The 22273-nt window shown below is 66.5% G+C and carries 25 protein-coding genes; 8 read left to right on the forward strand and 17 right to left on the reverse strand.

Annotated features, from left to right (window positions below; genetic code table 11):
* Positions 1-47 precede the first annotated feature (47 nt).
* The 3 genes from B133_RS0115515 to fgd are packed head-to-tail and all read right to left on the reverse strand — an operon-like array spanning position 48 to position 4384.
* Positions 48-1244: an acetate kinase gene (locus B133_RS0115515; protein WP_018602373.1), complete on the reverse strand. Its 1197-nt coding sequence runs from the start codon at positions 1242-1244 to the stop codon at positions 48-50.
* Positions 1244-3322, reverse strand: coding sequence for a phosphate acetyltransferase (pta, locus tag B133_RS0115520; protein WP_018602374.1), 2079 nt, complete (start codon positions 3320-3322; stop codon positions 1244-1246). Before pta ends, B133_RS0115515 begins: the two co-directional genes overlap by 1 nt.
* 51 nt (positions 3323-3373) lie before the next feature.
* Positions 3374-4384, reverse strand: coding sequence for a glucose-6-phosphate dehydrogenase (coenzyme-F420) (gene fgd / locus B133_RS0115525; RefSeq protein WP_018602375.1), 1011 nt, complete (start codon positions 4382-4384; stop codon positions 3374-3376).
* 34 nt (positions 4385-4418) lie between these two features.
* Here fgd and B133_RS0115530 point away from each other — a divergent pair, with 34 nt between their 5' ends.
* Positions 4419-5159, forward strand: a complete 741-nt coding sequence (locus B133_RS0115530; RefSeq protein WP_018602376.1) for an MBL fold metallo-hydrolase — start codon at positions 4419-4421, stop codon at positions 5157-5159.
* Between the two features lie 87 nt (positions 5160-5246).
* Positions 5247-6098, forward strand: a complete 852-nt coding sequence (locus B133_RS0115535) for an SDR family oxidoreductase (RefSeq protein ID WP_018602377.1) — start codon at positions 5247-5249, stop codon at positions 6096-6098.
* An 81-nt stretch (positions 6099-6179) separates the two neighbouring features.
* Here the strand turns inward: B133_RS0115535 and B133_RS0115540 are convergent, their stop codons facing one another.
* The 6 genes from B133_RS0115540 to B133_RS23785 are packed head-to-tail and all read right to left on the reverse strand — an operon-like array spanning position 6180 to position 10306.
* On the reverse strand, positions 6180-6605 hold the full coding sequence (locus tag B133_RS0115540) for a hypothetical protein (protein ID WP_018602378.1): 426 nt from the start codon (positions 6603-6605) through the stop codon (positions 6180-6182).
* Positions 6606-6607: 2 nt separating this feature from the next.
* Entirely contained in the window at positions 6608-7834 is a 1227-nt protein-coding gene (locus B133_RS0115545; protein WP_018602379.1) for an O-succinylhomoserine sulfhydrylase, read from the reverse strand.
* Positions 7819-8235, reverse strand: coding sequence for a rhodanese-like domain-containing protein (locus tag B133_RS0115550; RefSeq protein ID WP_018602380.1), 417 nt, complete (start codon positions 8233-8235; stop codon positions 7819-7821). The genes B133_RS0115545 and B133_RS0115550 overlap by 16 nt, the downstream gene beginning before the upstream one ends.
* Entirely contained in the window at positions 8232-8651 is a 420-nt protein-coding gene (locus tag B133_RS0115555; protein ID WP_051088128.1) for a hypothetical protein, read from the reverse strand. Before B133_RS0115555 ends, B133_RS0115550 begins: the two co-directional genes overlap by 4 nt.
* A gap of 29 nt (positions 8652-8680) precedes the next feature.
* Complete coding sequence (purT, locus tag B133_RS0115560) at positions 8681-9979, reverse strand: formate-dependent phosphoribosylglycinamide formyltransferase (RefSeq protein ID WP_018602382.1); 1299 nt, start codon at positions 9977-9979, stop codon at positions 8681-8683.
* Between the two features lie 24 nt (positions 9980-10003).
* Positions 10004-10306 (reverse strand): UBP-type zinc finger domain-containing protein, encoded by a 303-nt coding sequence (locus B133_RS23785; protein ID WP_081618291.1) that lies wholly within the window; start codon positions 10304-10306, stop codon positions 10004-10006.
* Between the two features lie 43 nt (positions 10307-10349).
* Here B133_RS23785 and B133_RS0115565 point away from each other — a divergent pair, with 43 nt between their 5' ends.
* Positions 10350-11954, forward strand: a complete 1605-nt coding sequence (locus tag B133_RS0115565) for a Na+/H+ antiporter (protein ID WP_018602383.1) — start codon at positions 10350-10352, stop codon at positions 11952-11954.
* A gap of 46 nt (positions 11955-12000) precedes the next feature.
* Here the strand turns inward: B133_RS0115565 and B133_RS0115570 are convergent, their stop codons facing one another.
* Genes B133_RS0115570 through B133_RS0115580 form a run of 3 tightly spaced genes read right to left on the reverse strand, consistent with a single transcriptional unit; the run spans position 12001 to position 14607 of the window.
* The gene (locus tag B133_RS0115570) at positions 12001-12672 is read right to left on the reverse strand and encodes a hypothetical protein (protein ID WP_018602384.1); all 672 of its coding nucleotides are present in this window, start codon (positions 12670-12672) and stop codon (positions 12001-12003) included.
* Positions 12673-12691: 19 nt separating this feature from the next.
* Positions 12692-13315 carry a PaaI family thioesterase gene (locus B133_RS0115575; protein WP_018602385.1) on the reverse strand — a complete coding sequence of 208 codons (624 nt, stop codon included), beginning with the start codon at positions 13313-13315 and terminating at the stop codon, positions 12692-12694.
* Positions 13312-14607, reverse strand: coding sequence for an adenylosuccinate synthase (locus B133_RS0115580; protein ID WP_018602386.1), 1296 nt, complete (start codon positions 14605-14607; stop codon positions 13312-13314). The genes B133_RS0115575 and B133_RS0115580 overlap by 4 nt, the downstream gene beginning before the upstream one ends.
* Positions 14608-14690: 83 nt before the next feature.
* On the opposite strand from B133_RS0115580, the gene B133_RS0115585 reads away from it, so the two are divergent.
* Positions 14691-15281: a hypothetical protein gene (locus B133_RS0115585; protein ID WP_018602387.1), complete on the forward strand. Its 591-nt coding sequence runs from the start codon at positions 14691-14693 to the stop codon at positions 15279-15281.
* Between the two features lie 28 nt (positions 15282-15309).
* Positions 15310-16089 carry a site-2 protease family protein gene (locus B133_RS0115590; protein ID WP_018602388.1) on the forward strand — a complete coding sequence of 260 codons (780 nt, stop codon included), beginning with the start codon at positions 15310-15312 and terminating at the stop codon, positions 16087-16089.
* Between the two features lie 12 nt (positions 16090-16101).
* Here B133_RS0115590 and B133_RS0115595 read toward each other — a convergent pair whose 3' ends face one another.
* Positions 16102-16503 (reverse strand): hypothetical protein, encoded by a 402-nt coding sequence (locus tag B133_RS0115595; RefSeq protein WP_232423308.1) that lies wholly within the window; start codon positions 16501-16503, stop codon positions 16102-16104.
* A 154-nt stretch (positions 16504-16657) separates the two neighbouring features.
* On the opposite strand from B133_RS0115595, the gene B133_RS0115600 reads away from it, so the two are divergent.
* A complete protein-coding gene (locus B133_RS0115600; RefSeq protein WP_018602390.1) occupies positions 16658-17554 on the forward strand; it encodes a cation diffusion facilitator family transporter in 897 nt (298 codons plus the stop codon).
* A gap of 4 nt (positions 17555-17558) precedes the next feature.
* Here B133_RS0115600 and B133_RS0115605 read toward each other — a convergent pair whose 3' ends face one another.
* A complete protein-coding gene (locus B133_RS0115605; protein ID WP_018602391.1) occupies positions 17559-17975 on the reverse strand; it encodes a DUF3151 domain-containing protein in 417 nt (138 codons plus the stop codon).
* 79 nt (positions 17976-18054) lie between these two features.
* On the opposite strand from B133_RS0115605, the gene B133_RS0115610 reads away from it, so the two are divergent.
* Complete coding sequence (locus tag B133_RS0115610; RefSeq protein WP_018602392.1) at positions 18055-18531, forward strand: hypothetical protein; 477 nt, start codon at positions 18055-18057, stop codon at positions 18529-18531.
* Positions 18532-18554: 23 nt separating this feature from the next.
* Here B133_RS0115610 and fbaA read toward each other — a convergent pair whose 3' ends face one another.
* A complete protein-coding gene (gene fbaA / locus B133_RS0115615; RefSeq protein ID WP_018602393.1) occupies positions 18555-19592 on the reverse strand; it encodes a class II fructose-bisphosphate aldolase in 1038 nt (345 codons plus the stop codon).
* A gap of 135 nt (positions 19593-19727) precedes the next feature.
* Between fbaA and B133_RS0115620 the strand changes: the two genes are divergently transcribed.
* Positions 19728-20375: a DedA family protein gene (locus B133_RS0115620; RefSeq protein ID WP_198291075.1), complete on the forward strand. Its 648-nt coding sequence runs from the start codon at positions 19728-19730 to the stop codon at positions 20373-20375.
* A 28-nt stretch (positions 20376-20403) separates the two neighbouring features.
* Here B133_RS0115620 and B133_RS0115625 read toward each other — a convergent pair whose 3' ends face one another.
* Positions 20404-21522, reverse strand: coding sequence for a glycoside hydrolase family 76 protein (locus B133_RS0115625; protein ID WP_018602395.1), 1119 nt, complete (start codon positions 21520-21522; stop codon positions 20404-20406).
* A gap of 15 nt (positions 21523-21537) precedes the next feature.
* Entirely contained in the window at positions 21538-22191 is a 654-nt protein-coding gene (locus B133_RS0115630) for a TrmH family RNA methyltransferase (RefSeq protein WP_018602396.1), read from the reverse strand.
* Between the last annotated feature and the right edge of the window lie 82 nt (positions 22192-22273).

The raw sequence follows: 22273 nt of genomic DNA on the forward strand, positions 1-22273 counted from the left end.
GCCGGGACGGATGTGACTGATGTGACTCCGTCGAGAATCGTCCACCGCTAGGCGGATCGGACCACCTGCGCACAGGCGCGGGCGATGGCCAGTTCCTCGTCGGTCGGAATCACCAGCACGGTGACCGGTGACGATGGCGTCGAGATGCGCCGGGCATCCCGCGACGGGCTCTCGTTCAGTTCCGGATCGAGTTCGATACCCAGCGTTGCCAATCCGCTCAACGCGTCCCGCCGCACGGCCGCGTCGTTCTCCCCCACGCCTGCGGTGAAGCTGATGATGTCGGTGGTTCCCAGCACCGCCAGGTATGCCCCGACATACTTTCGCAACCGGTGGATGTACACGTCGTACGCCAATTGCGCTGCGTTGTCGCCGGTTTCGATCAGCTGGTGCAGCTTACGGAAGTCGTTCTGACCGCTGAGGCCCAGGAGCCCGGACCGGCGGTTGAGCATGGTGTCGATATCCTCGATGCTCATATCCGCCGTCCGGCACAGGTAACCGACGATACCCGGATCGATGTCGCCGCTGCGGGTGCCCATCACGAGCCCCTCCAGCGGCGTGAGCCCCATGGAGGTGTCGACGGCGCGGCCACCGCTGACCGCCGACGCCGACGCGCCGTTACCAAGGTGCAGCACAATCTGGTTCACCGAATCGTAGGGCCGTCCCATGAACTCGGCGGCCTGTCGGCTCACGTATTCATGCGAAGTGCCGTGGAACCCGTAGCGCCGGATGTGCCACCGCTCGGCAACCTCACGCTCGATAGCGTAGGTCGCCGCAGCGGCAGGAAGATCGTGGAAGAACGCGGTGTCGAACACCGCGATGTGCGGTACGTCGGGCAGGATGCGCCGGGCTACCTCGATACCGACCACTGCGGGCGGATTGTGCAGCGGGGCAAGGGGAGCCAGTTCCTCGAGCTTGGACATCATCGCGTCATCGATCACAGCGGGTCGGTAGAACGTCTTGCCGCCGTGCACCACCCGATGCCCGACCGCCACCAGCGCGAGATCGTCGAGGCGCAACCCCGCCTCGGCAGACAGCTCGAACGCCAGCCGCAACGCCGCCTCATGATCGGCGATCCGACCTTCACGACGCAATGTGCGGTCGCCGACCTTCAACGTGGCCGTCGACGAATCCTCACCGATACGCTCCACGATTCCGTCCGCAAGCTGCTGCCCTGAATCAGGTTGGATGAGTTGGTATTTCACTGACGACGAGCCGGAGTTGATCACCAATACGGTGTCCGTCATCATGACACCCCTTGCGCCTGGATCGCCGTGATCGCGACCGTGTTGACAATGTCCTCGACCAGCGCACCCCGCGAGAGGTCGTTGACGGGCTTGTTCAGGCCCTGCAGCACCGGGCCGATCGCGATGGCACCTGCCGATCTTTGCACCGCCTTGTAGGTGTTGTTGCCGGTATTGAGGTCCGGGAAGATCAGCACCGTGGCCCGTCCGGCCACCGGGGAGTCCGGCATCTTCGTGATCGCCACCGACGGCTCCACGGCCGCGTCGTACTGGATCGGCCCCTCGACCAGCAGATCCGGTTCGCGTTGGCGCACCAATTCCGTTGCCACCCTGACCTTATCGACATCAGCACCGGTACCCGAGGTCCCCGTCGAATACGACAGCATGGCCACGCGCGGCTCGATGCCGAACTGCGCGGCGGTGCGGGCCGACGATATCGCGATGTCGGCCAGCTGCTCGGAGGTGGGATCCGGCACGATCGCGCAGTCACCGTAGGCCAGCACCTTGTCGGCCAGGCACATGAGGAAGATGCTGGATACCGTCGAAATGCCGGGGGCCGTTCGGATGATCTCGAACGCCGGCCGCACGGTGTGCGCGGTGGTGTGCGCCGCTCCCGACACCATGCCGTCCACCATGTTGTTGTGCACCAGCATGGTGCCGAAATACGAGACGTCGTGGATGGTTTCGCGGGCCTGTTCGAAGGTGATGCCCTTCTTGCGGCGCAGTTCGGCGTACTGCTCGGCGAAGCGATCACACAGCTCGCTGGTGCGCGGATCGAGGACGACGGCCGCGTCGATGTCCACCCCGAGTTCGGCTGCCCGGGAACGGATCTGACTTTCCTCGCCGAGGATGGTCAGGTGGGCTACGCTGCGCCGCAGCAGCCGGCCCGCAGCCTTGAGGATGCGGTCGTCGGTGCCCTCGGGCAGCACGATGCGCTTGCGGTCGGAGCGAGCCCGGTCGAGGAGCTGGTAGGTGAACATCTGCGGCGTGGTCACCGCCGGAATCGGGATGGTCAGCTGCGCCAGCAGATCGCCGACGTCGACGTAGCGGTCCATCAGGGCCAGCGCGGTGTCGATCTTGCGCTGCGACTTCGCGGTCACGCGACCGCGCGCGCCGGCCACGCGGCTGGCGGTCTCGAACGTGCCGTACTTGGTGGTCACGATCGGCAGCCGCAGCCCCAGTCCCTCCACCAACGAGGCGATGGCCGGATGCAGATCGAGTCCGCCGTTGAGGATGATGCACGACAGCGACGGAAACCCTTCGGCGGCATGGGCACTCACCACGGCCAAGACCACGTCGGACCGATCGCCCGGTGTCACCACCGCGACACCCTCGGTCAGCCGCTCCAGCACGTGCTCGGCCGTCATACCCGCAACGAGCACGCCCATCACCTCACGGGACAGCAGCTGCGGGTCGCCGGCGATCACCGTACCGTCCACCGCTACCTGCAGTTCAGCCACCGACGGTGCGACGAGCAGAGGCTCCTCTGGCAATACATAGGCGGGAGTGCCGAGCGGTTTGAGGGCCTCGGCCACCGCGGTCATCTGCGCCGGGTCGCACCGGTTGGCGACCACCGCCGCGGCGTGAGCATGTTGATGGCTCAACTCGGCCAGGCACACCTCGACGACGTGCGCGACCTCCTCGGGTGTGCGGTCGGCGGCCTTGACGGCGAGCACCACCGGTGCACCCAGGTTCACCGCAATGCGCGCGTTCATGCTGAGCTCGCTGGGCGTGGCGATGTCGGTGTAGTCGCTGCCGACTATCAGGACCGCGTCGCACCGGTTGGCGACGCGGTGGAAACGGTCGACGATGTCGGTGATCGCTGCGTCGGGGTCCTCGTGCACATGCTGGTAGTCGACCCCGACACAGTCTTCGTACGGCAATCCGGCCGTGGTGCCGGCCAGCAGCAGTTCGAGGATGTAGTCACGGTCCTCGCCCAACCGAGCGATGGGCCGGAACACTCCGACCCGGGGCACGGTCGCGGCCAGCCGGTGCAGGATCCCCAGCGCAATGGTCGACTTACCGGTATCCCCTTCAGGCGATGCTACGTAGATCGCGGTCGCGATGTTCCCATCCGGCACCGCTCCAGCATTCCCTAGACCAAGACACTTCCGCCAGCGCAACGGTGACCGTCAGCCGAGCTTGCGCAGGCGCGGCTCCAGGTCGGTCTTGAACAGCTCGAGGAAGCGCCGCTGGTCATGCCCGGGGGCGTGGAACACCAGGTGATTGAGGCCGTAGCCCACATACTCAGCGACCTTGGCCACGGCCTCGTCAGGATCGGACGCCACGATCCAGCGCTTGGCGACCTGTTCGATGGGCAGCGCGTCGGCGGCCTTCTCCATCTCGATCGGATCGCCGATGGAATGCTTCTGCTCGGCCGTCAGCGACAGCGGGGCCCAGAACCGGGTGTTCTCCAACGCCAGCTTCGGGTCCGGATCGTAGGAGATCTTGATCTCGATCATCCGATCGATCGCCGCGACATCGCGGCCCGCGGCCGCTGCACCTTCTGCGACAGCGGGGATGAGCTTGTCCTTGTACAGCTCCTCCCCCTTGCCCGAAGTGCAGATGAAGCCGTCGCCCGCACGTCCGGCGTACTTGGCGACCACGGGACCACCGGCCGCGATGTACACCGGGACACCACCCTCTGGCACGTCGTAGATCGAGGCGCCTTTGAGCCGGTAGTACTCGCCGTCGAAATCGACGCGGTCGCCCTGCCACAACTTACGCATCAGCTTGACCGCCTCGCGCAGCCGCGCGAAACGTTCCTTGAACTCCGGCCATTCGCCGGCGTAGCCGGTCGCGATCTCGTTGAGCGCCTCACCCGTACCCACGCCGAGGAAGATCCGCTCCGGGTACAGACACGCCATCGTCGCGAAAGCCTGCGCGATCACCGCGGGGTTGTAGCGGAAGGTCGGGGTCAGCACCGACGTGCCCAGCACCAAACGCTGGGTACGTTCGCCCACGGCCGTCATCCAGGCCAGCGAGAACGGCGCATGCCCGCCCTCATGGCGCCACGGCTGAAAATGATCGCTAACCGTCGCGCTGTCCATCCCCGACGCTTCCGCGAGCACCCCCAGCTCGACCAGTTCCCGGGGCGCGAATTGCTCTGCAGAAGCCTTATAACCAAGTTTGAGTTCAGCCACGATTTGTTTCTACTCCAGTCCATAGACTCGCGGCATGGCAGCAGCTCTGAGCGCGATCACCGAGCATGTGCACGTCGCACAAACCGACCTGGTCAACTGGACTTTGGTGACCGACGGTGACGGTGTGCTGCTGATCGACGCCGGCTATCCGGGCCAGCGCGACGACGTGCTGGACTCGGTGCGGCAGCTCGGCTTCGGCACCGACGACATCACCGCGATCGTGCTGACCCACGCCCACATCGACCATTTCGGGTCGGCCATCTGGTTCGCGAAAACCCTTGGCACACCGGTGTTCTGCCACGCCGAAGAGGTAGGCCACACCAAACGTGACTATCTTGAGCAGGCCTCGCCGACCGACGTCGCCAAGCACATCTGGCAGCCGCGTTGGCTCAAATGGACGGCGGCACTGATCGCCAACGGCGGGTTGGATCATTCGGGCATACCCACCGCAGCGGCCCTCACGCCGGAGGTGGCATCCGGACTGCCCGGCACGCCGGTGGCCGTCCCGACGCCGGGACACACCGGTGGACACTGCTCGTTCATCGTCGACGGCGTCCTGGTCGGCGGGGACGCTCTGGTTACCGGGCACCCGCTGATAACGCGGCCCGGTCCGCAGCTGCTGCCCGCGCTGTTCAATCACGACGAGGCGGCCTGCCTGCGCAGCCTGAAGGTATTGGGCCGGCTCGACACCGACGTGCTGGTGCCGGGACACGGCCCGGTGTGGCGCGGACCGATCGCCGAGGCGGTGCGGGAAGCCATCACCCGACATGGTTGATCAGTGGATCACGGGCGTCGACATCGGCCGCCGAGGACAACCGCCGGCCCTTCCACTCAAAACTTGACACATGTAAAGTTCGCCGCCATGGACAACATCAGGGGCAAGACCATCGCGATCACAGGCGCTGCCCGCGGTATCGGTTATGCCACCGCCGCGGCACTGCTGGCCCGCGGTGCTCGCGTCGTGATCGGTGATCGGGACGTGGCGCTGCAGGAGTCGGCGGTCGTCGAGTTGACCAAGCTCGGCGAGGTCTCGGGCTATCCGCTCGACGTCACCGACCGGGAGTCCTTCGCCGCCTTCCTCGACAAGGCTCGCACCGACGGCGGCGGCCACATCGACGTCCTGATCAACAACGCCGGCGTCATGCCGATCGGCCCGTTCCTCGACCAGAGCGAGCAGTCGATCCGGTCGTCCATCGAGGTCAACGTGTACGGCGTGCTCACCGGATGCCGCCTCGCACTGCCGGACATGGTGAAGCGTCGCAGCGGCCACGTCATCAACATCGCCTCGCTGTCGGGCCTCATCCCGCTGCCGGGCCAGGTGGTCTACGTCGGCGCCAAATACGCGGTCGTCGGCCTGTCCACCGCGCTCGCCGACGAGATGGCCCCACACGGGGTCAACGTGTCGGTGGTCATGCCGCCGTTCACCAACACCGACCTGATCACCGGCACCAAATCCAGCGGGCCCATCAAGCCGGTCGAGCCCGAGGACATCGCCGCGGCGATCATCAAGACGCTCAACAAACCCAAAACCCACGTGTCTGTGCCGCCGCCGCTGCGTTTCATCGCCCAGGCCGCCCAGCTGCTGCCTCCCCGCGGGCGCCGCCGGCTCAACAAGGCGCTGGGCCTCGACACGGTGTTCCTGGATTACGACGCCGCCAAACGCAAGAGCTATGAGGACCGGGCCCAGGCCGCCCGGGGCATCATCGAGGGCTAAGTTCACTGGCGAGGTTCACTGGCGAGCAGGCACTGAGGTCCCCGAAACGCGGCGTGTCGGGGACCGCCGCGTCTGCTCGCGCTAGAAGGTGAACTCCGGGACCAGGTCACCGGCGCGATAGGTCTCGATGGCGTCGAGGTGCTCGACGAACTCGTCGTGACCGAACTCGTAGCTGTCGGTGCGGCCAACGAACACCACCCTGACGATCGCGCCGTCCTCGGCCGCGTCGAGCCACAACGACGTGACGGGCAGGCCGTCGTCCACCTCGGCACCGGACGGTTCGTAGAACCACGCCGCTACGTCGTCGTTGGAGGTTTCCTCGTCAAAAACCCAGCCGCGCTCAGTGATTCGCTCATCGAACTCGACCAGGTCCGCCACGATGGCTTCTTGGCCGACTTCCTGGATCGCCGACAACTGCTCGACGACCTCGTGCGGGACCCAGCGCGACTCCTGGGTGGTCTGCCGCTTCTTGCGGCGGGCCTTCTTGGCGTCGGATGCGCGGGACACGCTCAGCTCAGGGCCTGGTCGAGGTCGGCGATCAGATCTTCGGTGCCTTCCAGGCCGACAGAGATGCGCACCACGCCGTCGCCCAGGCCGATCGCCGCGCGTCCCTCGGGCCCCATGGCGCGGTGGGTCGTGGTGGCGGGGTGCGTGACGAGCGTCTTCGCGTCGCCCAGGTTGTTGGAGATGTCGATGATGCGCAGCTTGTCGAGCATCTCGAAGGCCCGTTCCTTGCCGCCCTCAAGCTCGAAAGTCAGAACGGTGCCACCGCCCCGCATCTGCCGCTTGGCCAGATCGTATTGCGGATGTGATTGCAGGAACGGGTATTTCACCCAGTTCACCCCGGCTTTGCCTTCCAGGAACTCTGCGACTGTCTGCGCCGAACGGTTGGAATAATCCACCCGGACCGCAAGAGTCTCAAGGCCTTTGAGCAGTATCCAGGCGTTGAACGCGCTGATCGCCGGGCCGGTGTGGCGCATCAGCTTCTGCACCGGGCCGTCGATGTAGTCCTTGTCGCCGAGGATCGCACCGCCCAGCACCCGGCCCTGACCGTCAATGTGCTTGGTGCCCGAATACACCACGACGTCGGCGCCCAACGGCATGCCCTGCTGCAGCAGAGGGGTGGCAAAAACGTTGTCCAGCACTACTTTTGCCCCGGCAGCGTGCGCGAGTTCACACACCGCGGCGATGTCGACCAGGGATTGCATCGGGTTGGACGGCGTCTCGAAGAACACCGCCTGGGTCGGCACCGAGAGCGCTTCCTCCCACTGGGAGAGGTCTTCGCCGTCGACGAACACTGTCTCCACACCCCACCGGGGCAGGATCTCGTTACAGACCACGAAGCAGGAACCGAACAGGCTGCGGGCCGCAACCAGGCGGTCACCTGCACCCAATAGCGCACCGAGCGAGGTGAACACCGCGGCCATGCCGGTGGCGGTGGCGAAGCACGCCGGAGCATCCTCGATGAGTCGCAACCGCTCCTCGAACATCGCGATGGTCGGGTTGCCGTACCGCGAGTAGACGAACCGGTCGATCTCGCCGGTGAACGCCTTCTCGGCTGCCTCCGCGCTCTCGTAGACGTATCCCGACGTGAGGAACAGCCCCTCCGCGGTCTCCTCGAACTCCGACCGCAGCACGCCGCCGCGCACGCCGATGGTGGCCTGACTCAGGCCATCCGGCAACTGTGCGGGAATCCGCACGGAATGCACCTCCGGTGAGCTCACGATTGCCTCCATGGCAGGCCGACGGCCTTCCAACCGGTGCCGCCACGGTGGCGGTTCTCGTCGAGGTTGCCCTCGAAGCCGTCGAGCATGTTGTAGGACGGGGCATAGCCCGCGGCGGTCGCAGCTTCGGCGGCACCGATCGAGCGATTGCCGGAGCGACACAGGAAAACCACAGGGCGCGCACCGGATTCGGCGCCGATTTTCTCCTGGAGATCCGCCATGAACGCATCGTTGTGGCTGCCGTCGGTCCGGTTCCACTCGATGTAGACCACATCACGGCCCAGCTGGGTCAGATCCGCCACGCCGACGAACCGCCACTCGGCGTCGGTGCGGCAGTCCACCAGCACGGCGCGGGGGTCCTCGCTCAGCAGTTTCCAAGCCTGCTGCGGCGTGATATCTCCGGCATAACTCACGGCCGTGAGTCTTTCACACCCGAGCAGACGCGCCATGCGCCGTCCTCGCGCACGAACGTGGTCTCGGCATCAACCTTCGTATCAGGCGCCTTGTCGAAGTGGTAGACGACGGTGCCCGTGGCCCGGTCACCGTCGATCCGCACGCCTTTCACGTCGTCGACAAACCGGGCGCCGTGCTTGGCCACCGAATCACGTTGCCGGGCAAGAAAATCAGCCTCGTTACCCCGCTGATCGCGACAGGTGTAGTCGGTGAACGAGCCCCAGTTCTCGCGTTGCATGGCATCGTTCTGCCCCACCGCGGCCCGGCCCACCCGCTGTTCCTCGGACAGTCCGTCACCACCGCCGGGCAGGTTGGCCACCACAATGCCAATCACGACGAGTGCAAAGATCGCCAACGCCCCCAGAAACGGCGCCATGGTCGGCCGGTCGACCGGCTCGTCGGCCGTCACGAGAAAAGCTTGCGCAGGGCAGTGCCCACCCGACGGGCCCGGTCGCGAGCAACGATCGCATCCGGCGCGGTGGCCAGGGCCACCCCGAGCCGATGCCGGCCGTCGGATTCGTCACCGGGGCCGAACAGCCGCACGTCGCTTTCCGAGGTCGCCAACGCGTCGGCGAGCACCGCGGTGACATTGTCCGCCGCGGCGTCGGAATCACCGACGCCATAGCTGACCTCGGCGGCTGCGGGCGAAATCATGATGGTGTCGACGGACAGGCCGAGGATCGCCCTGGCGTGCAGCTCGAACTGCGAGAGCCGCTGCGAACGCACGGTGACCAGCCCGCTGTCCTCGAGCCGGACCTGGACATCGGCGAAGTACACGTCGTCACCCTGCACCAGCAGCTCGACCGCGAACACGCCGCGCCCGCCCAGGGAGTTGACGATGCGCGCGGCGATGGACTTCGCGCCGTCCATGGCTGCCGGTGTGAGTCGCTGCGGCTGCCACGCTTCCAACACGTCATCGTCGCCCTCGCGATGACCGATCGGCTCACAGAAGTGCATGCCTGGGCCTGCGGGCCCGGTAGTGCGGATAACCAGCAGGGTGATCTGGTGCTCCACCTCGACCACAGACTCGGCCAGCACCCGTTGAACGCCGCCCGAGGAGGTAGCGCGCTCCCAGGCCGGCTCGATATCGTCGGGGCGCAGGAGCACCGATTGTCCGGTACGACACGGTCCTGCCACCGGCTTGACCAGCAACGGGTAACCGGCGTGCTCGGCGACGGCCTCGAGCTCATCGACCGACCCGGCGAACCAGAACGGCACCGTCGGCAAACCCAGTTCTTCGGAAGCCAGGCGCCGCAGGCCTTCCCGGTCCTGGCTGAGTCGGATACCGCGCGGCGTCGGCAGCACCTCGCTGTCACCCGTCTCGGCGACCGCGATCAACGCGTCCGCGGCGACTGCCCCCGATTCGGTCACCACATAGTGCGGACGTTCCCGCTTGATCAGCGCGGTGAGTTCTTCGGTGTCGTCCCCCCGGTCCACGGCAACGACGGCCACGCCCAGCCGCTCGAACGCAAGCGCGAGCTCGCGGCCGGACTCACCTGCGCCCAGCATGAGCACCGTAGGCCGACGCGCCACGGGTGGCGCGGGCTCTTGGGGCTCGGGCTCGGCTTCTGCCGTCGTCTCTGCCGCCGGCGGGGTGTCGGGATCCACCACCTCCGGCTCCGGCTGCTCTACCGCCTCCCGAACAGCGGAGGTTTCCTGCTCCGATTCGGCTTCTTCCAGGGCTGCGTCAATCGAGTCACTCATCGCGTCCCCCAGCCTGCCAGATCGTCATCCGACACGATGGTCGATATAGCACCAACGCCAGCTCTCGCCGGGTTCGGCCGAGCGCATGACGGCGTGACCGCTCTGCTTGAAGTGCGCGGTGGCGTGTTGGTGCGGGCTGGAATCGCAGCAGCCGACGTGCCCGCACGTGATGCACATCCGCAGGTGAGCCCAGTTGTTCTCACCGTCCTCCGCGCATTCCTGACACCGCCCAGGAGTTGTCGGTTCGGGTTCGTCCACGGCAGCGGCAAGGTGCTCACACGTCTCGGGCACCGCGTTCGGCTCCTGCCGGCGTGATCTCCTCAACATGTTGATCAAGGATAGGAGCCGGACGCGAAGGAGGATCGACGACGTGGGTGTCTCACTCTTGGCAGCCTTGGTGGTCTCTGTGCTGCTGGCCGCCCTGGCTCGCCGCTGCGACATTTCGGCGCCGCTGGCACTGGTGGTGGCAGGGCTGGCCGCGAGCGCGATCCCGGTTCTCCACGACGTCCACCTCGATCCCCAGCTGGTGCTGTACGTCATCCTGCCCCCGCTGCTGTGGTCGGCCGGGCTGGAGAGCAGCTACCTGGCAATGCGCAAGAACATCAGAACCATCGGCCTGCTGGCGATCGGACTGCCGCTGGCCACCACGCTGGTCGTCGGGGTCGTGGCGTTCCACACCGTGCCCGAGCTCACCATCCCCGCAGCACTCACGCTCGGTGCGATCGTGGCCCCTCCCGACGCCGTGTCGGCGACGGCGATCGGCCGCCGCCTGGGCCTGCCGCGCCGCATCATGACGCTGCTCGGCGGGGAGAGCCTGCTCAACGACGCCACCGCGCTGACCGCCTACAAGGTGGCGCTCGCCGTTGCGGTGGGCGGCGAGATCGGGTCGTCCTCGGTTTGGCAGCGCGGCCTGAGCACCTTCGCCCTGGCCGCGGTCGGCGGCATCGTGACCGGCATCACGCTGGGCATGGTCGTGCACTACATCCGTACCCGGCTCGACGATCCGCTCGCGGAAAGCGCCATCGGCCTGGTGGCACCGTTCACGATCTACCTCGTGGCCGAGGAAGTGCACGGCTCCGGGGTGATCGCGGTGGTCGTGGCGGCCCTGCTGCTCGGGCAGCGCGAGACCGAGGCCGGCTACGCGACCCGGCTGCAGGACAACGCGGTGTGGAAAGCGTTGCAGCTGGTGCTCGAGTCATTCGCGTTCTTCCTGATCGGGCTGCAGCTGCCCAAAGTGATCGGCGAACTCACCGGAATCTCGGCGGCCACGCTGGCGATCTCGTCGGCGGCGGTGCTCTTGGCGGTGATCATGGTGCGGATCGTCTGGGTGTACTGCTTCGCGTACCTTCCGCGGCTGCTGTCCGAGAAACTGCGGGCCCGCGAGCCCGCGCCTACTCCCGGCCAGGTGTTCATCCTCGCCTGGGCCGGCATGCGCGGCGTGGTGTCACTGGCCGCGGCGTTCGCGGTCCCGGCCACGACGCTGTCCGGCGCCCCGTTCCCCGGCCGCCCGCAGCTGGTGTTCCTCACCTTCGTCGTGGTGGTCGGAACCCTGCTCCTGCACGGCCTGACCCTGCCGTGGTTCATCAAAGTGCTCGGGGTGCAAGGCAATGAGGCCCACGCCGATGCGATCGCCACCGCGGCCGCCCAGGACCGGGCGGCCAGAGCCGCCGCCGACCGGCTCGACGAGCTGTTGGCCGAAACGCCTCCCGGCGCCGACGTGCCGGAACGGGCCGGTGAGATCCTGCGAGCCTGGAACACCAGGCGCCGCAACGCCGCCTGGGAACAACTGGGCCGCGACGACGCCGATATCGGAGAGAGCCCCACCTCGGCGTTCCGCCGGTTACGGTTGGAAATGCTTGCCGCCGAACGAAAGACATTCGTCGCCGAGCGCGACGCCGGTCACATCGACGACGAGGTGCTCCGCACCGTGCTGCGCGGGCTCGACCTGGAAGAGGCGACGCTGAACCGGGATTGAGGAGACTGTCCTGGTTCGCGGTGCTGAGCCGGCAGCAGCCATCGCGTCATTTTCGGAGAAGTTGTTCTTGGTCTCCACCGATCACCCCGGCCCGCACGAGCAATAACAAGCTGACCACCAGCACCCAGGCCGGGAACACCAGACCCAGCCACAGCGAAACGTCAGCGGCGATCAACAGTGCCGCCGCCATCGCATAGGTGCTCCAAACCAGCCAGCGCGGCATCAATCCCGTCTTGAGCCAGATAGTGGCTAGCGAGATCATGAAAACCGCACCCATCCGGACGGCATAGGTCTTGCTGAACGCAACCAGCAGCATGGTCGCGAAAGCCACCACCTCGGTGCGGGCCGACTGATCGGACACGTGTGTGCTGCTGTGCGCCAACGCCATTCCCACCGACATCGAGGCGAACACCATGGCCAGGAACAGCAGGCCGCTACCGAGGAACACCGACGCGAAGAATTTGTCCTCGTAGTGTCCGAAGCCGTCGCGCACCACACCGATGAACCACAGGAAAGCGATACCGGCGAACGGCATGAGTGCCGAGGCCAACCGGATGTGCACGCTGCCGGTGACGGTCCATTGGGTACCGGGCGCATCGCCCTCCGGCAGCGCCGACCAGATCATCACGACGGCGGTGCCGAACAGCAGCGCGAACAACACGCCGGCCAAGGCGGCCGCGCGCGGCGTCGACAATCGGTGCAGATGCTGCTGGATCACCGCGTCATACTGGCACGGCTCAGGGTTGGCCGGGCAGCAATCTGACCATCAGGCCGTTGGCCTCGGCGAGCAGATTGCCATCGGGGTCACGTAATTCGGCGTTGACGAATGCCTTGCGCCCCTCGGCCTCCCGGACCCAGCCGCGGGCGGTCAGGACCGTGTCGATCGGTGTCACCTTGCGGTAGTCGACATGCAGGAACGCGGTGCGGCTGATCGGTCGTCCGGCCGCGTGGATCACCATGCCGAACACCGAGTCGAACAACAGTGGCAGCACCCCGCCGTGCACGGCGTAGTTGCCGCCTACGTAGTAGCGGCCGAATTCGACCTGCAATTCGACGCCCTCGGGGTCGAACTTGCGGACCGTCCACGGCGGCATCAGCAGGCTGCCCGCACCTAGCAGCGACGGCACTCGATTGGCCGGGCCGACTCCCTCGGCCGCCTCATACGGCGCGAGCAACTTGACGAGTTCCTCGACCCGGTCGGCGGCCTCGTCCCAGACGTCACCGTCCGGGTTGGCCGACACCGCGAGATCCTGCGCGCGGCGCATCGCGGCTACGAACCGACCGAAGCCCGGTCCGGGGTCGGCGGGCGTGAATACCGGGAAACCGCCATGCTGTTCGACGTAGGGATTCGGCCCCGTCACTTCGCAGCCAGGATGTCGCGTCGCACGATCGTCTGGTCGCGGCCTGGGCCCACGCCGATGCACGAAACATGCGCGCCGGCAAGCTCTTCGAGCCGCAGCACGTAGTCCCGCGCCTTGGCGGGCAGGTCGGAGAACTCACGCGCGGTCGAGATGTCCTCCCACCAACCGGGCAACTCCTCGTAGATCGGCTCGGCGCGGTGAATGTCGCTCTGCGTCATCGGCATCTCGTCGGTGCGCTTGCCGTCGACCCTGTAGCCGACACACACCGGCACGGTCTCCAGGCTCGAGAGCACGTCGAGTTTGGTCAGGAAGTAGTCGGTGATGCCGTTGACCCGAGTGGCGTAGCGGGCGATGACGGCGTCGAACCAGCCGCAGCGCCGGGCCCGGCCGGTGGTGACCCCGACTTCACCGCCGGTCTTGGCGAGGTAGGCGCCGTGGTCGTCGAACAACTCGGTCGGGAACGGACCCGACCCGACGCGCGTCGTGTACGCCTTGAGGATTCCCAGCACGGTGGTGATGCGGGTGGGGCCGATGCCGGAGCCCACCGCGGCACCGCCGGAAGTCGGGTTCGACGACGTCACGAACGGATAGGTGCCGTGGTCCACGTCGAGCAAGGTGCCCTGCGAACCCTCCAGCAGCACGGTCTCACCACGCTCCAAGGCCTGGTTGAGCAGCAGGCGGGCATCGGCGACACGGTGCTTGAAACCTTCGGCCTGGGTAAGCAGGTTCTCGACCACCTCGGCCGGCTCGAGCGCCTTGCGATTGTAGATCTTGACCAGCACCTGGTTCTTGAATTCCAGTGCGGCCTCGATCTTTTCGGCCAGCAGTTTCTCGTCGAGCACGTCGGCGACCCGGATGCCGATGCGGGCGATCTTGTCCTGGTAGCAGGGACCGATCCCGCGGCCCGTGGTGCCGATCTTCTTGCTGCCCGCATACCGCTCGACGACCTTGTCGATCTCGACGTGATACGGCATCAGCAGGTGCGCGTCAGCCGAGATCAACAGCCCCGAAGTGTCCACCCCGCGGTCCTCAAGACCGGAGAGCTCGGCGAGCAGTACCCGTGGATCCACCACCACACCGTTGCCGATGACGTTGGTGACACCGGGTGTGAGGATGCCCGAGGGGATGAGGTGCAGGGCGAAGTTCTCCCCGGTGGGCAACACCACGGTGTGTCCCGCGTTGTTGCCGCCCTGGTATCGAACGACCCATTGCACGCGACCACCGAGTAGATCGGTGGCTTTACCTTTGCCCTCGTCGCCCCACTGGGCGCCGATAAGGACGATTGCCGGCATGGCGTAATCTCCCGCTATCTCCGCGTCTTAAGTGGCGCAGCCGGTAGGTCACCTTATCCCAGCACACGCGAGGAGCCCACATTTTGCCCAACCGGACGCGCGATATACCCGATGTCGCCGTCTTCGGCCGCACCGCGCTCCCTCCACTTCGCGGCCTGCCGACCATCGAACTCGACGCCGTGGCAGCCCAGCGCCGGATCATCGTCACAGGTACGAAAGCCGAGCTAGCGGCCGTGTTGACCGCGTTACTGCGGTCCGACCGGCTGGACGTCGAGGTCGCGTACACCACCGGTTACTGGTCGGCGCGACGCGCACTGCGCGCCCCGGCACGGCGGGTACCGCTGATCCGCGATGAGACCGGCTCGGTGATCGTGGCGGCGGCCCAATGGTGCGGCATCGACGGCCACGCGCTGCACGGCGAGGCCGTGGTGGACGATCATCTGCTGTTCGACGGCGAGGTCCCGGGGGTGCGCGTGGAACCTACCCTGACCATGCCGGGACTGCGCGCGGCCGTGCTCACCGAACGCGGGCGTCCGCAGACCTGGGTGACCGGGCGGGCCGCGCAGCTGGGCACCATGGGCGCGCAACTCACCCGCGACGGCGTGGTGGCGCCGCGCAAGGTCCGGCGTTCCACGTTCTACCGGCATACCGAGGGCTGGCTGAAGGTCGGCTGACCGGCACAGCAACCGGTAGCGTCGAATCGTGAACATCCGTCCGCTGCATCAGTCGGTGCGACCGAGCCCGGTTTTCCTGGCCGTCGTGGCCATCACCGTGGCAGGCGGGGTGATCGCCTGGCTCGCCGGCGACATCGTGCGGCCACTGTCTTACGCGGGCGTGTTCGTGCTGGTGGTGGCCGGCTGGCTGGTGTCGCTGTGCCTGCATGAATTCGGGCACGCCTTCACCGCGTGGCGGTTCGGCGACCACGACGTCGCGGTGCGCGGCTACCTGACCCTCAATCCGCTCAAGTATTCGCATCCCATGCTTTCGCTGGGGCTGCCGGTGCTGTTCATCGCGCTCGGCGGGATCGGGTTTCCCGGCGGGGCGGTCTACGTGCGGACGTCGTGGATGACGGCCCGCCAACGAACCTTGGTCAGCCTGGCCGGCCCGGCGGCCAACCTGGCGCTCGCGGTGCTGCTGCTCGGAGCCACCCGGTTGTTCTACGCCCCTGCCCACGGCGTGTTCTGGTCCGGGCTGGCGTTCCTGGGTTTTCTGCAGGTCACCGCACTCGTGCTGAATCTGCTGCCGATCCCGGGGCTCGACGGCTACAACGCCCTGGAACCCCACCTGAGCCCAGACACGCAACGCGCGCTGGAACCGGCCAAGCAGTGGAGTTTCTTCATCCTGCTGATCCTGCTCATCACACCGACGCTCAACCGGTGGTTCTTCGGCCTCGTCTTCTGGGCCTGCGAATTGTCCGGGGTGCCGAGATCCCTGATGCAGATCGGCGGGCAGCTAACCCGGTTCTGGTCGGCCTGGATGTAACGGACGACCGGCCTAGAGGTCTGCCAGGACACTGCGCAGCGCGATGGTGAGATCGTCGCGGTTCTCAGAATAAAACGGGCCGATACCGTCGCCCAGCAGCATGCGCAGCCGGGCAACACCGTGGGCGCGGACCGGCCGTGGCCCCTCCAAGCGCTGTCGCACTTCGTTGATCAGGTCGACGGCCGATATGACGCTGCTGCGGTGCATCGGTATCCGGGACGCGAAGAACACCGGCTCTGCGTGCACTTCCTTCAGCACACGGCGCAGCGTGGCCGCCAGCGCGCGACGGTGACCCTCGGAGGTCAGCCGCACGATGTGCATCGCCAGCGGACTGCCGGGTTCAACAGACACGCCGTCGATCAATTGCTGGTCGTAGCACCAGGCAAACAGGCGGGCGGTCAGGCGGACGATCACCGACCCGCCGAAGGCGTTGGCATAAGTCATAGCGACGAGGACAACGAGCCGCTGCCACCCACAATTCCGGAAACGCGGCAAAGGTGACTGACTCGCCACCCCTCGACGGACGTGACACTTGCGACATATGCGATTATGCGCATATATTGCTTTTATGGGAGCCGGTCACGATCACAGCCACTCACCGGACACCAAGATCAGCCGAATGGCCGCCGCCGCTGCTATCTTGTCGATCTTCTTCGTCGTCGAACTCGCCACCGCACTGACCATCAACTCCATTGCGCTGCTGGCAGACGCCGGACACATGCTGACCGACCTGGTCGCCATGTTCATGGGCCTGACGGCGGTATTGCTCGCCCGGAAGGGCAGCGCTTCGCCGGCCCGGACATACGGCTGGCACCGCGCCGAAGTGTTCACCGCCGTCGCCAACGCCGCACTACTGCTCGGCGTCGCGGGGTTCATTCTCTACGAAGCGTTCGAGCGGCTCGGTCACGCGCCCGAGGTTCCCGGCGTGCCGATGATCGTCGTCGCACTCGTCGGCCTGGTGGCCAACGCCGTCGTGGTGTTCATGCTCCGCTCGCACTCCAAGGACAGCCTCGCCGTCAAGGGCGCCTACATGGAGGTGGTGGCTGACACGGTTGGCAGCATCGGGGTACTGATCGCCGGGATTGTCACGGTCACCACCGGGTGGCCGTACGCCGACGTGGTGGTCGCAGTGCTGGTGGCGCTGTGGGTGCTGCCCCGGGCGATCTCGCTGGCCCGCGCGGCCTTGCGCATCCTGAGCGAGTCCTCTCCCCGCCACATCGACGTCGAAGAGCTGCGTCGCGCACTGGGCGGGGTCAACGGCGTCACCGGCGTGCACGACCTGCACGTGTGGACGCTGGTACCGGGCAAGGACATGGTCACCGCGCACCTGACCAGCACCGTCGATGCCGCAACGGTGCTCGACAAGGCGCGCGCAGTGTTGACCGCACGCGGTCTGGAACACGCCACGGTGCAGGTGGAAACACCGGACAGCGCCGGGGACTGCCCCTGCGAATCGACCTGGTGACGGCCTAGGCCAAACCGAGTTCGGCGCGGGCCGACGGATCGCAGTCGTCGAGCAAGTCCAGGCACCGCTGGAACTCGTCGGTCTCGCCGATATCGTCGGCAGCCCGCGCCAGCGCCGCGACACAGCGCAGAAACCCCTGGTTCTGCTCATGGCCGAACGGCACCGGGCCGAAACCCTTCCAGCCGTTGCGACGCAGCTGATCGAGCCCACGGTGATAACCGGTACGGGCATAGGCATAGGCGGTGACCGCCTTGTCGTCCTCGAGCGCGCCCTCGGCCAGTACGGCCCACGCGATGGACGCCGACGGATGCGCGGCTGCCACCACGGCGGGCTTCTCCCCCGCGGCGAGTTCGTCCTCGGCCTCCGGGTCGCCCGGGAGCAACACCGGTTCCGGTCCTAGCAGATCACCCATCCGCGTCATGGCCCTATTGTGCACCGCCGTTCCGCGCGCCGACCGATAAGCTCCACCGGTAGCGACGTACGGGAGGACCTCAGCAGGGATGTCGAATCCATCGGAGCCGGACGACGTCGGTACGCCGGGGCGCGCCGACGACCAGACCGAGCAGATGAGGGTGGACCCCGAATCCGAGCCGGCCACCGAGATCATCGGCTCGGCGACCGCCATGACAGAAGCAGTACAGCAACACGAAGAACGGCGGTTCACCGCACCGTCGGGCTTCGACGGCTCGACGCAGAAGATCGACACTCCGCCGGACCCCGAGACCGAGGTGTTCGCCCCGCCGACCGCAAAAGCCGCGGCGCCCCAGATGATTCCGCCACGCGAAGGAGCACCCCAGCCGACCTCAGCGCAGGCGCCGTCGCGGCGCAGCTGGGGCTGGGTGATCGCGGTGCTGCTGGTGATCGCCGCACTGGTGGCCATCGCGATCCTGGGCACCGTGCTGCTCACCCATAATTCCGCGTCGGCGCAAAACGACGAGGTACACACCTCCATCGAAAACGTCGACGCCGCCGGGTAGCCGGCTCCTGCCCAATTGCCGGCTCAGCCGGCGGTCACACTGCGGCCCGCGCTGTGCAGGTCGTTACAGGCGTCGATCACGCGGTCGGTCATGGAGGCCTCGGCCTTTTTGAGGTAGTTGCGCGGGTCGTAGGCCTTCTTGTTACCGACCTCACCATCGACTTTGAGAACACCGTCGTAATTGGTGAACATGTGCGCGGCGATCGGGCGGGTAAAGGCGTATTGCGTATCGGTGTCGACGTTCATCTTGACCACGCCGTACTTCAGCGAATCCTCGATCTCGGACTTGAGCGACCCCGAGCCACCGTGAAAGACGAAGTCGAAAGGCTTCGAGCCGATAGGCAACCCGAGCATTTCCGCGGCCACCCGCTGCCCCTCGGCCAGTACCTCCGGCTTGAGCACCACGTTGCCAGGCTTGTATACGCCGTGCACGTTGCCGAACGTCGCGGCCAGCAGGTACCTGCCCCGCTCACCAGCACCCAGCGCATCGATGGTCTTTTCGAAGTCCTCCGGGGTGGTGTACAGCTTGTCGTTGATCTCGGCTTCGACGCCGTCCTCCTCGCCGCCGACCACGCCGATCTCCACCTCGAGGATGATCTTGGCGGCCGCCGACAGTTTCAGCAGATCCTGCGCGATGGCCAGGTTCTCGTCGATCGGCACTGCCGAGCCGTCCCACATGTGCGACTGGAACAGCGGATTGAGCCCGGCGCCCACCCGCTCGGCCGAGATCGCCAGCAGCGGCCGCACATAGGTGTCCAGCTTGTCCTTCGGACAGTGATCGGTGTGCAACGCGACGGTGATCGGATACCTGTCGGCGATCACGTGGGCGAATTCGGCCAGCGCAACCGCGCCGGTGACCATGTCCTTGATGCCGAGGCCTGAGGCGAACTCGGCGCCACCGGTGGAGAACTGGATGATGCCGTCACTGCCCGCGTCCGCGAAACCCTTGATGGCCGCGTTGACGCTCTCCGACCCGACACAGTTGATCGCCGGGAACGCGAACGAGTGCTCCTTGGCCCGGCTCAGCATCTCTGCGTAGACCTCGGGAGTGGCGATGGGCATGGCGGTCCTTTCCAGTCCCATTGCTGTTGTTTACGGCGCGGGTTCTCGCAGGTGCGGGCCGGTAGCAGGACACAGGTACCCTTGGGACTCGTGATCGACACCGCCATCCCAGAGGTTACGACCAATCTGGCGCTGATGCCGAGCTTTATGGATCCGGTCAACCTCATCGGATTCTTCGGCACATGGGCGCTGGTGGGCATCCTGGTCGTGGTGTTCGTCGAGTCGGGCGTGCTGTTCCCGGTCCTGCCCGGCGACTCACTGTTGTTCGTCGCGGGCATGCTCGCGGCGGGTACGGCGGCCCGCGGAACCGACGTCGACGCCAACTTCCAGCTGTGGCAGCTGCTGGTGTTCATCCCGCTGGCGGCGATCCTCGGCGGCCAGGTCGGGTACTTCATCGGGCGCACCATCGGGACGTCGATGTTCAAGCCCAACGCCCGGGTACTCAAGCAGAAATACCTGGACGAGGCACACGCTTTCTTCGAGCAGCGTGGGCCATTCGCCATCGTGATCGCGCGTTTTGTGCCGATCGTGCGGACACTGGCCCCGATCACCGCCGGCGCGGCCAAGATGCGCTATTCGGTGTTCACGACGTTCAACGTTCTGGGTGCGGTGGTGTGGGGAATCGGCCTCGTCCTACTGGGCTACTGGTTGGGCCAGTTCCAGATCATCCAGAAGCTGCTGGAACCGATCTTCATCGTCATCGTGCTGGCCTCGGTCGCGCCGATGTTCTTCGAGTGGCTCAAGCGCCGCCGGGCGGCGCAGAACGCCACCGAGACCCCTTAAGTCCAACACGTGCGCGGACAGTGAGTCCCTACTCGTCCGCGTTGTCCGCGGCGTCCGCCAAGGTGTACGCGGCCTCCATCAGCATCCAGCCCGACACCTGCACCGACATGTCCCGCTCGGGAATCGCGGAGGCATTGACCGCACCTTCGACGAGCTCGGCTTCCTGACCCGCAGCCGTCGGGACTTCGGCGCTGCGGTCCCAGAACGGTCCGAACAACGGCAGACCGTCGACCGTCTGGCGGTAATCCCATGCCGATTCGGCAGATTTCAGAACCACTGACCGAGCGGTGTCGCGCGCAGCTGCATCATCGGCGGTCTCCCCCGGCAGCGTCGTCGCCACGAGCGCGAGATAACGCGCCAGGATGCCGTTGAACAGCCCACCGTCCCCGCCACCGGCGCCTTTGATGACACCGTCCTCGGTCATCTCTTTGGCGACCGCCGCGACCAGCCGGCGCACGCGCTCGGCGTGCCGGGTGTCTTGGGTGCGGGCCGCGAGCTCGACTTCAAGCCCGAGCACGACGCCCTGGCAGTAGGTGTACTGGGCCCGCACCAGCGAACCGGCCTTGATCCCGTCGAACACCAGATGGGTTTCCGGGTCGATCAGGGTGTCGTCAATCCAGTCCGCCATCTGTTGGGCCCGGCGCAACCGATCGTCGTAGCGGGCCAGGAAGATGCCGGCCGGGCCGTTGGCCGGGGCATTGAAGAACTGGTCCTGCTTGCGCCACGGGATCCCGCCGCCGTCCTCAGGCACCCACGCATTGACGAACTGCTCACATAGCTTCTTGAGCGCACCGGGTTGCTCGACCCCGGCCAGCCGTCCCGCTCGTTCCAAAGCCAGTGCCAGCCAAGCCATGTCGTCGTAGTAGTCGTTGGTCCACCCGGTGTTGCGCAGACGGTGCGACCGGATCTGCCGCTCGATCCTGACCTTGCGATCCGGCTGCGGATCGCGCACCTGAGCATCGACCAGGCAGTCCAGCAGATGGGCCTGCCACCAGTAATGCCAGATACCGAAATTCCGGTACTTCGGCGTCGACGGCCAGGCCACCACACCGAGTTGAGTCCCCGGCAGATACCACAGTTTGCTCAGATGCCGTTGGATGATCGCAGCTTCGGCGCTGCCCGCGCGGTTGGCCCATAGCTGATCCATGACCCAGATCCTGCCTTACCAGGCCGCCGACATGTCGGCGTGTCGAGTGATCCAGGCGTGCATGGCGATTCCGGCGGCGACCCCGGCATTGATGCTGCGGGTCGATCCGAACTGCGCGATGGACACCGTCAACGCCGCGCCGCCCTGCGCCTCCGGCGTGATGCCGGGGCCCTCCTGTCCGAACACAAGCAGGCAGTTGCGCGGTAGCTCGGTCTGTTCGAGCCGGGTCGCGCCCGGCACGTTGTCCACGGCAACGACGGTCAACCCCGCCTCGGCGGCGTAGGCGAGCAACTCCGCGGTGGTGTCGTGGTGACGCAACCGTTGATAGCGGTCGGTGACCATGGCGCCGCGCCGGTTCCACCGCCGCCGGCCGACGATGTGGACGGTGTCCACCGCGAACGCATTGGCGGTGCGCACCACCGCGCCGATGTTCGCGTCGTTGCCGAAGTTCTCGATCGCGATGTGCAGCGCATGCCTGCGGTTGTCGATGTCGGCGATGATGGCGTCGCGGGTCCAATACCGGTAGGCGTCAACAACATTGCGGGTGTCGCCGTCGCGCAGCAGTTCGGGGTCGTAGCGCGCGGCTTCATCTTCGGAGGGGGCCGGGCCCGGCCAGGGTCCGACCCCGGGTGTCTGCCCCCACTCGGTGGGGCCCAATGGCTCAGTCATGTTTCGTCCACAGCGCGGCGTGCGTACCGATGAGAACGACGGCCGGCACCGCCGCGATCAATGCCCGCACCGTGTCCCGGGT

The sequence above is a fragment of the Mycobacterium sp. 155 genome, assembly GCF_000373905.1.
Lineage (GTDB): Bacteria > Actinomycetota > Actinomycetes > Mycobacteriales > Mycobacteriaceae > Mycobacterium.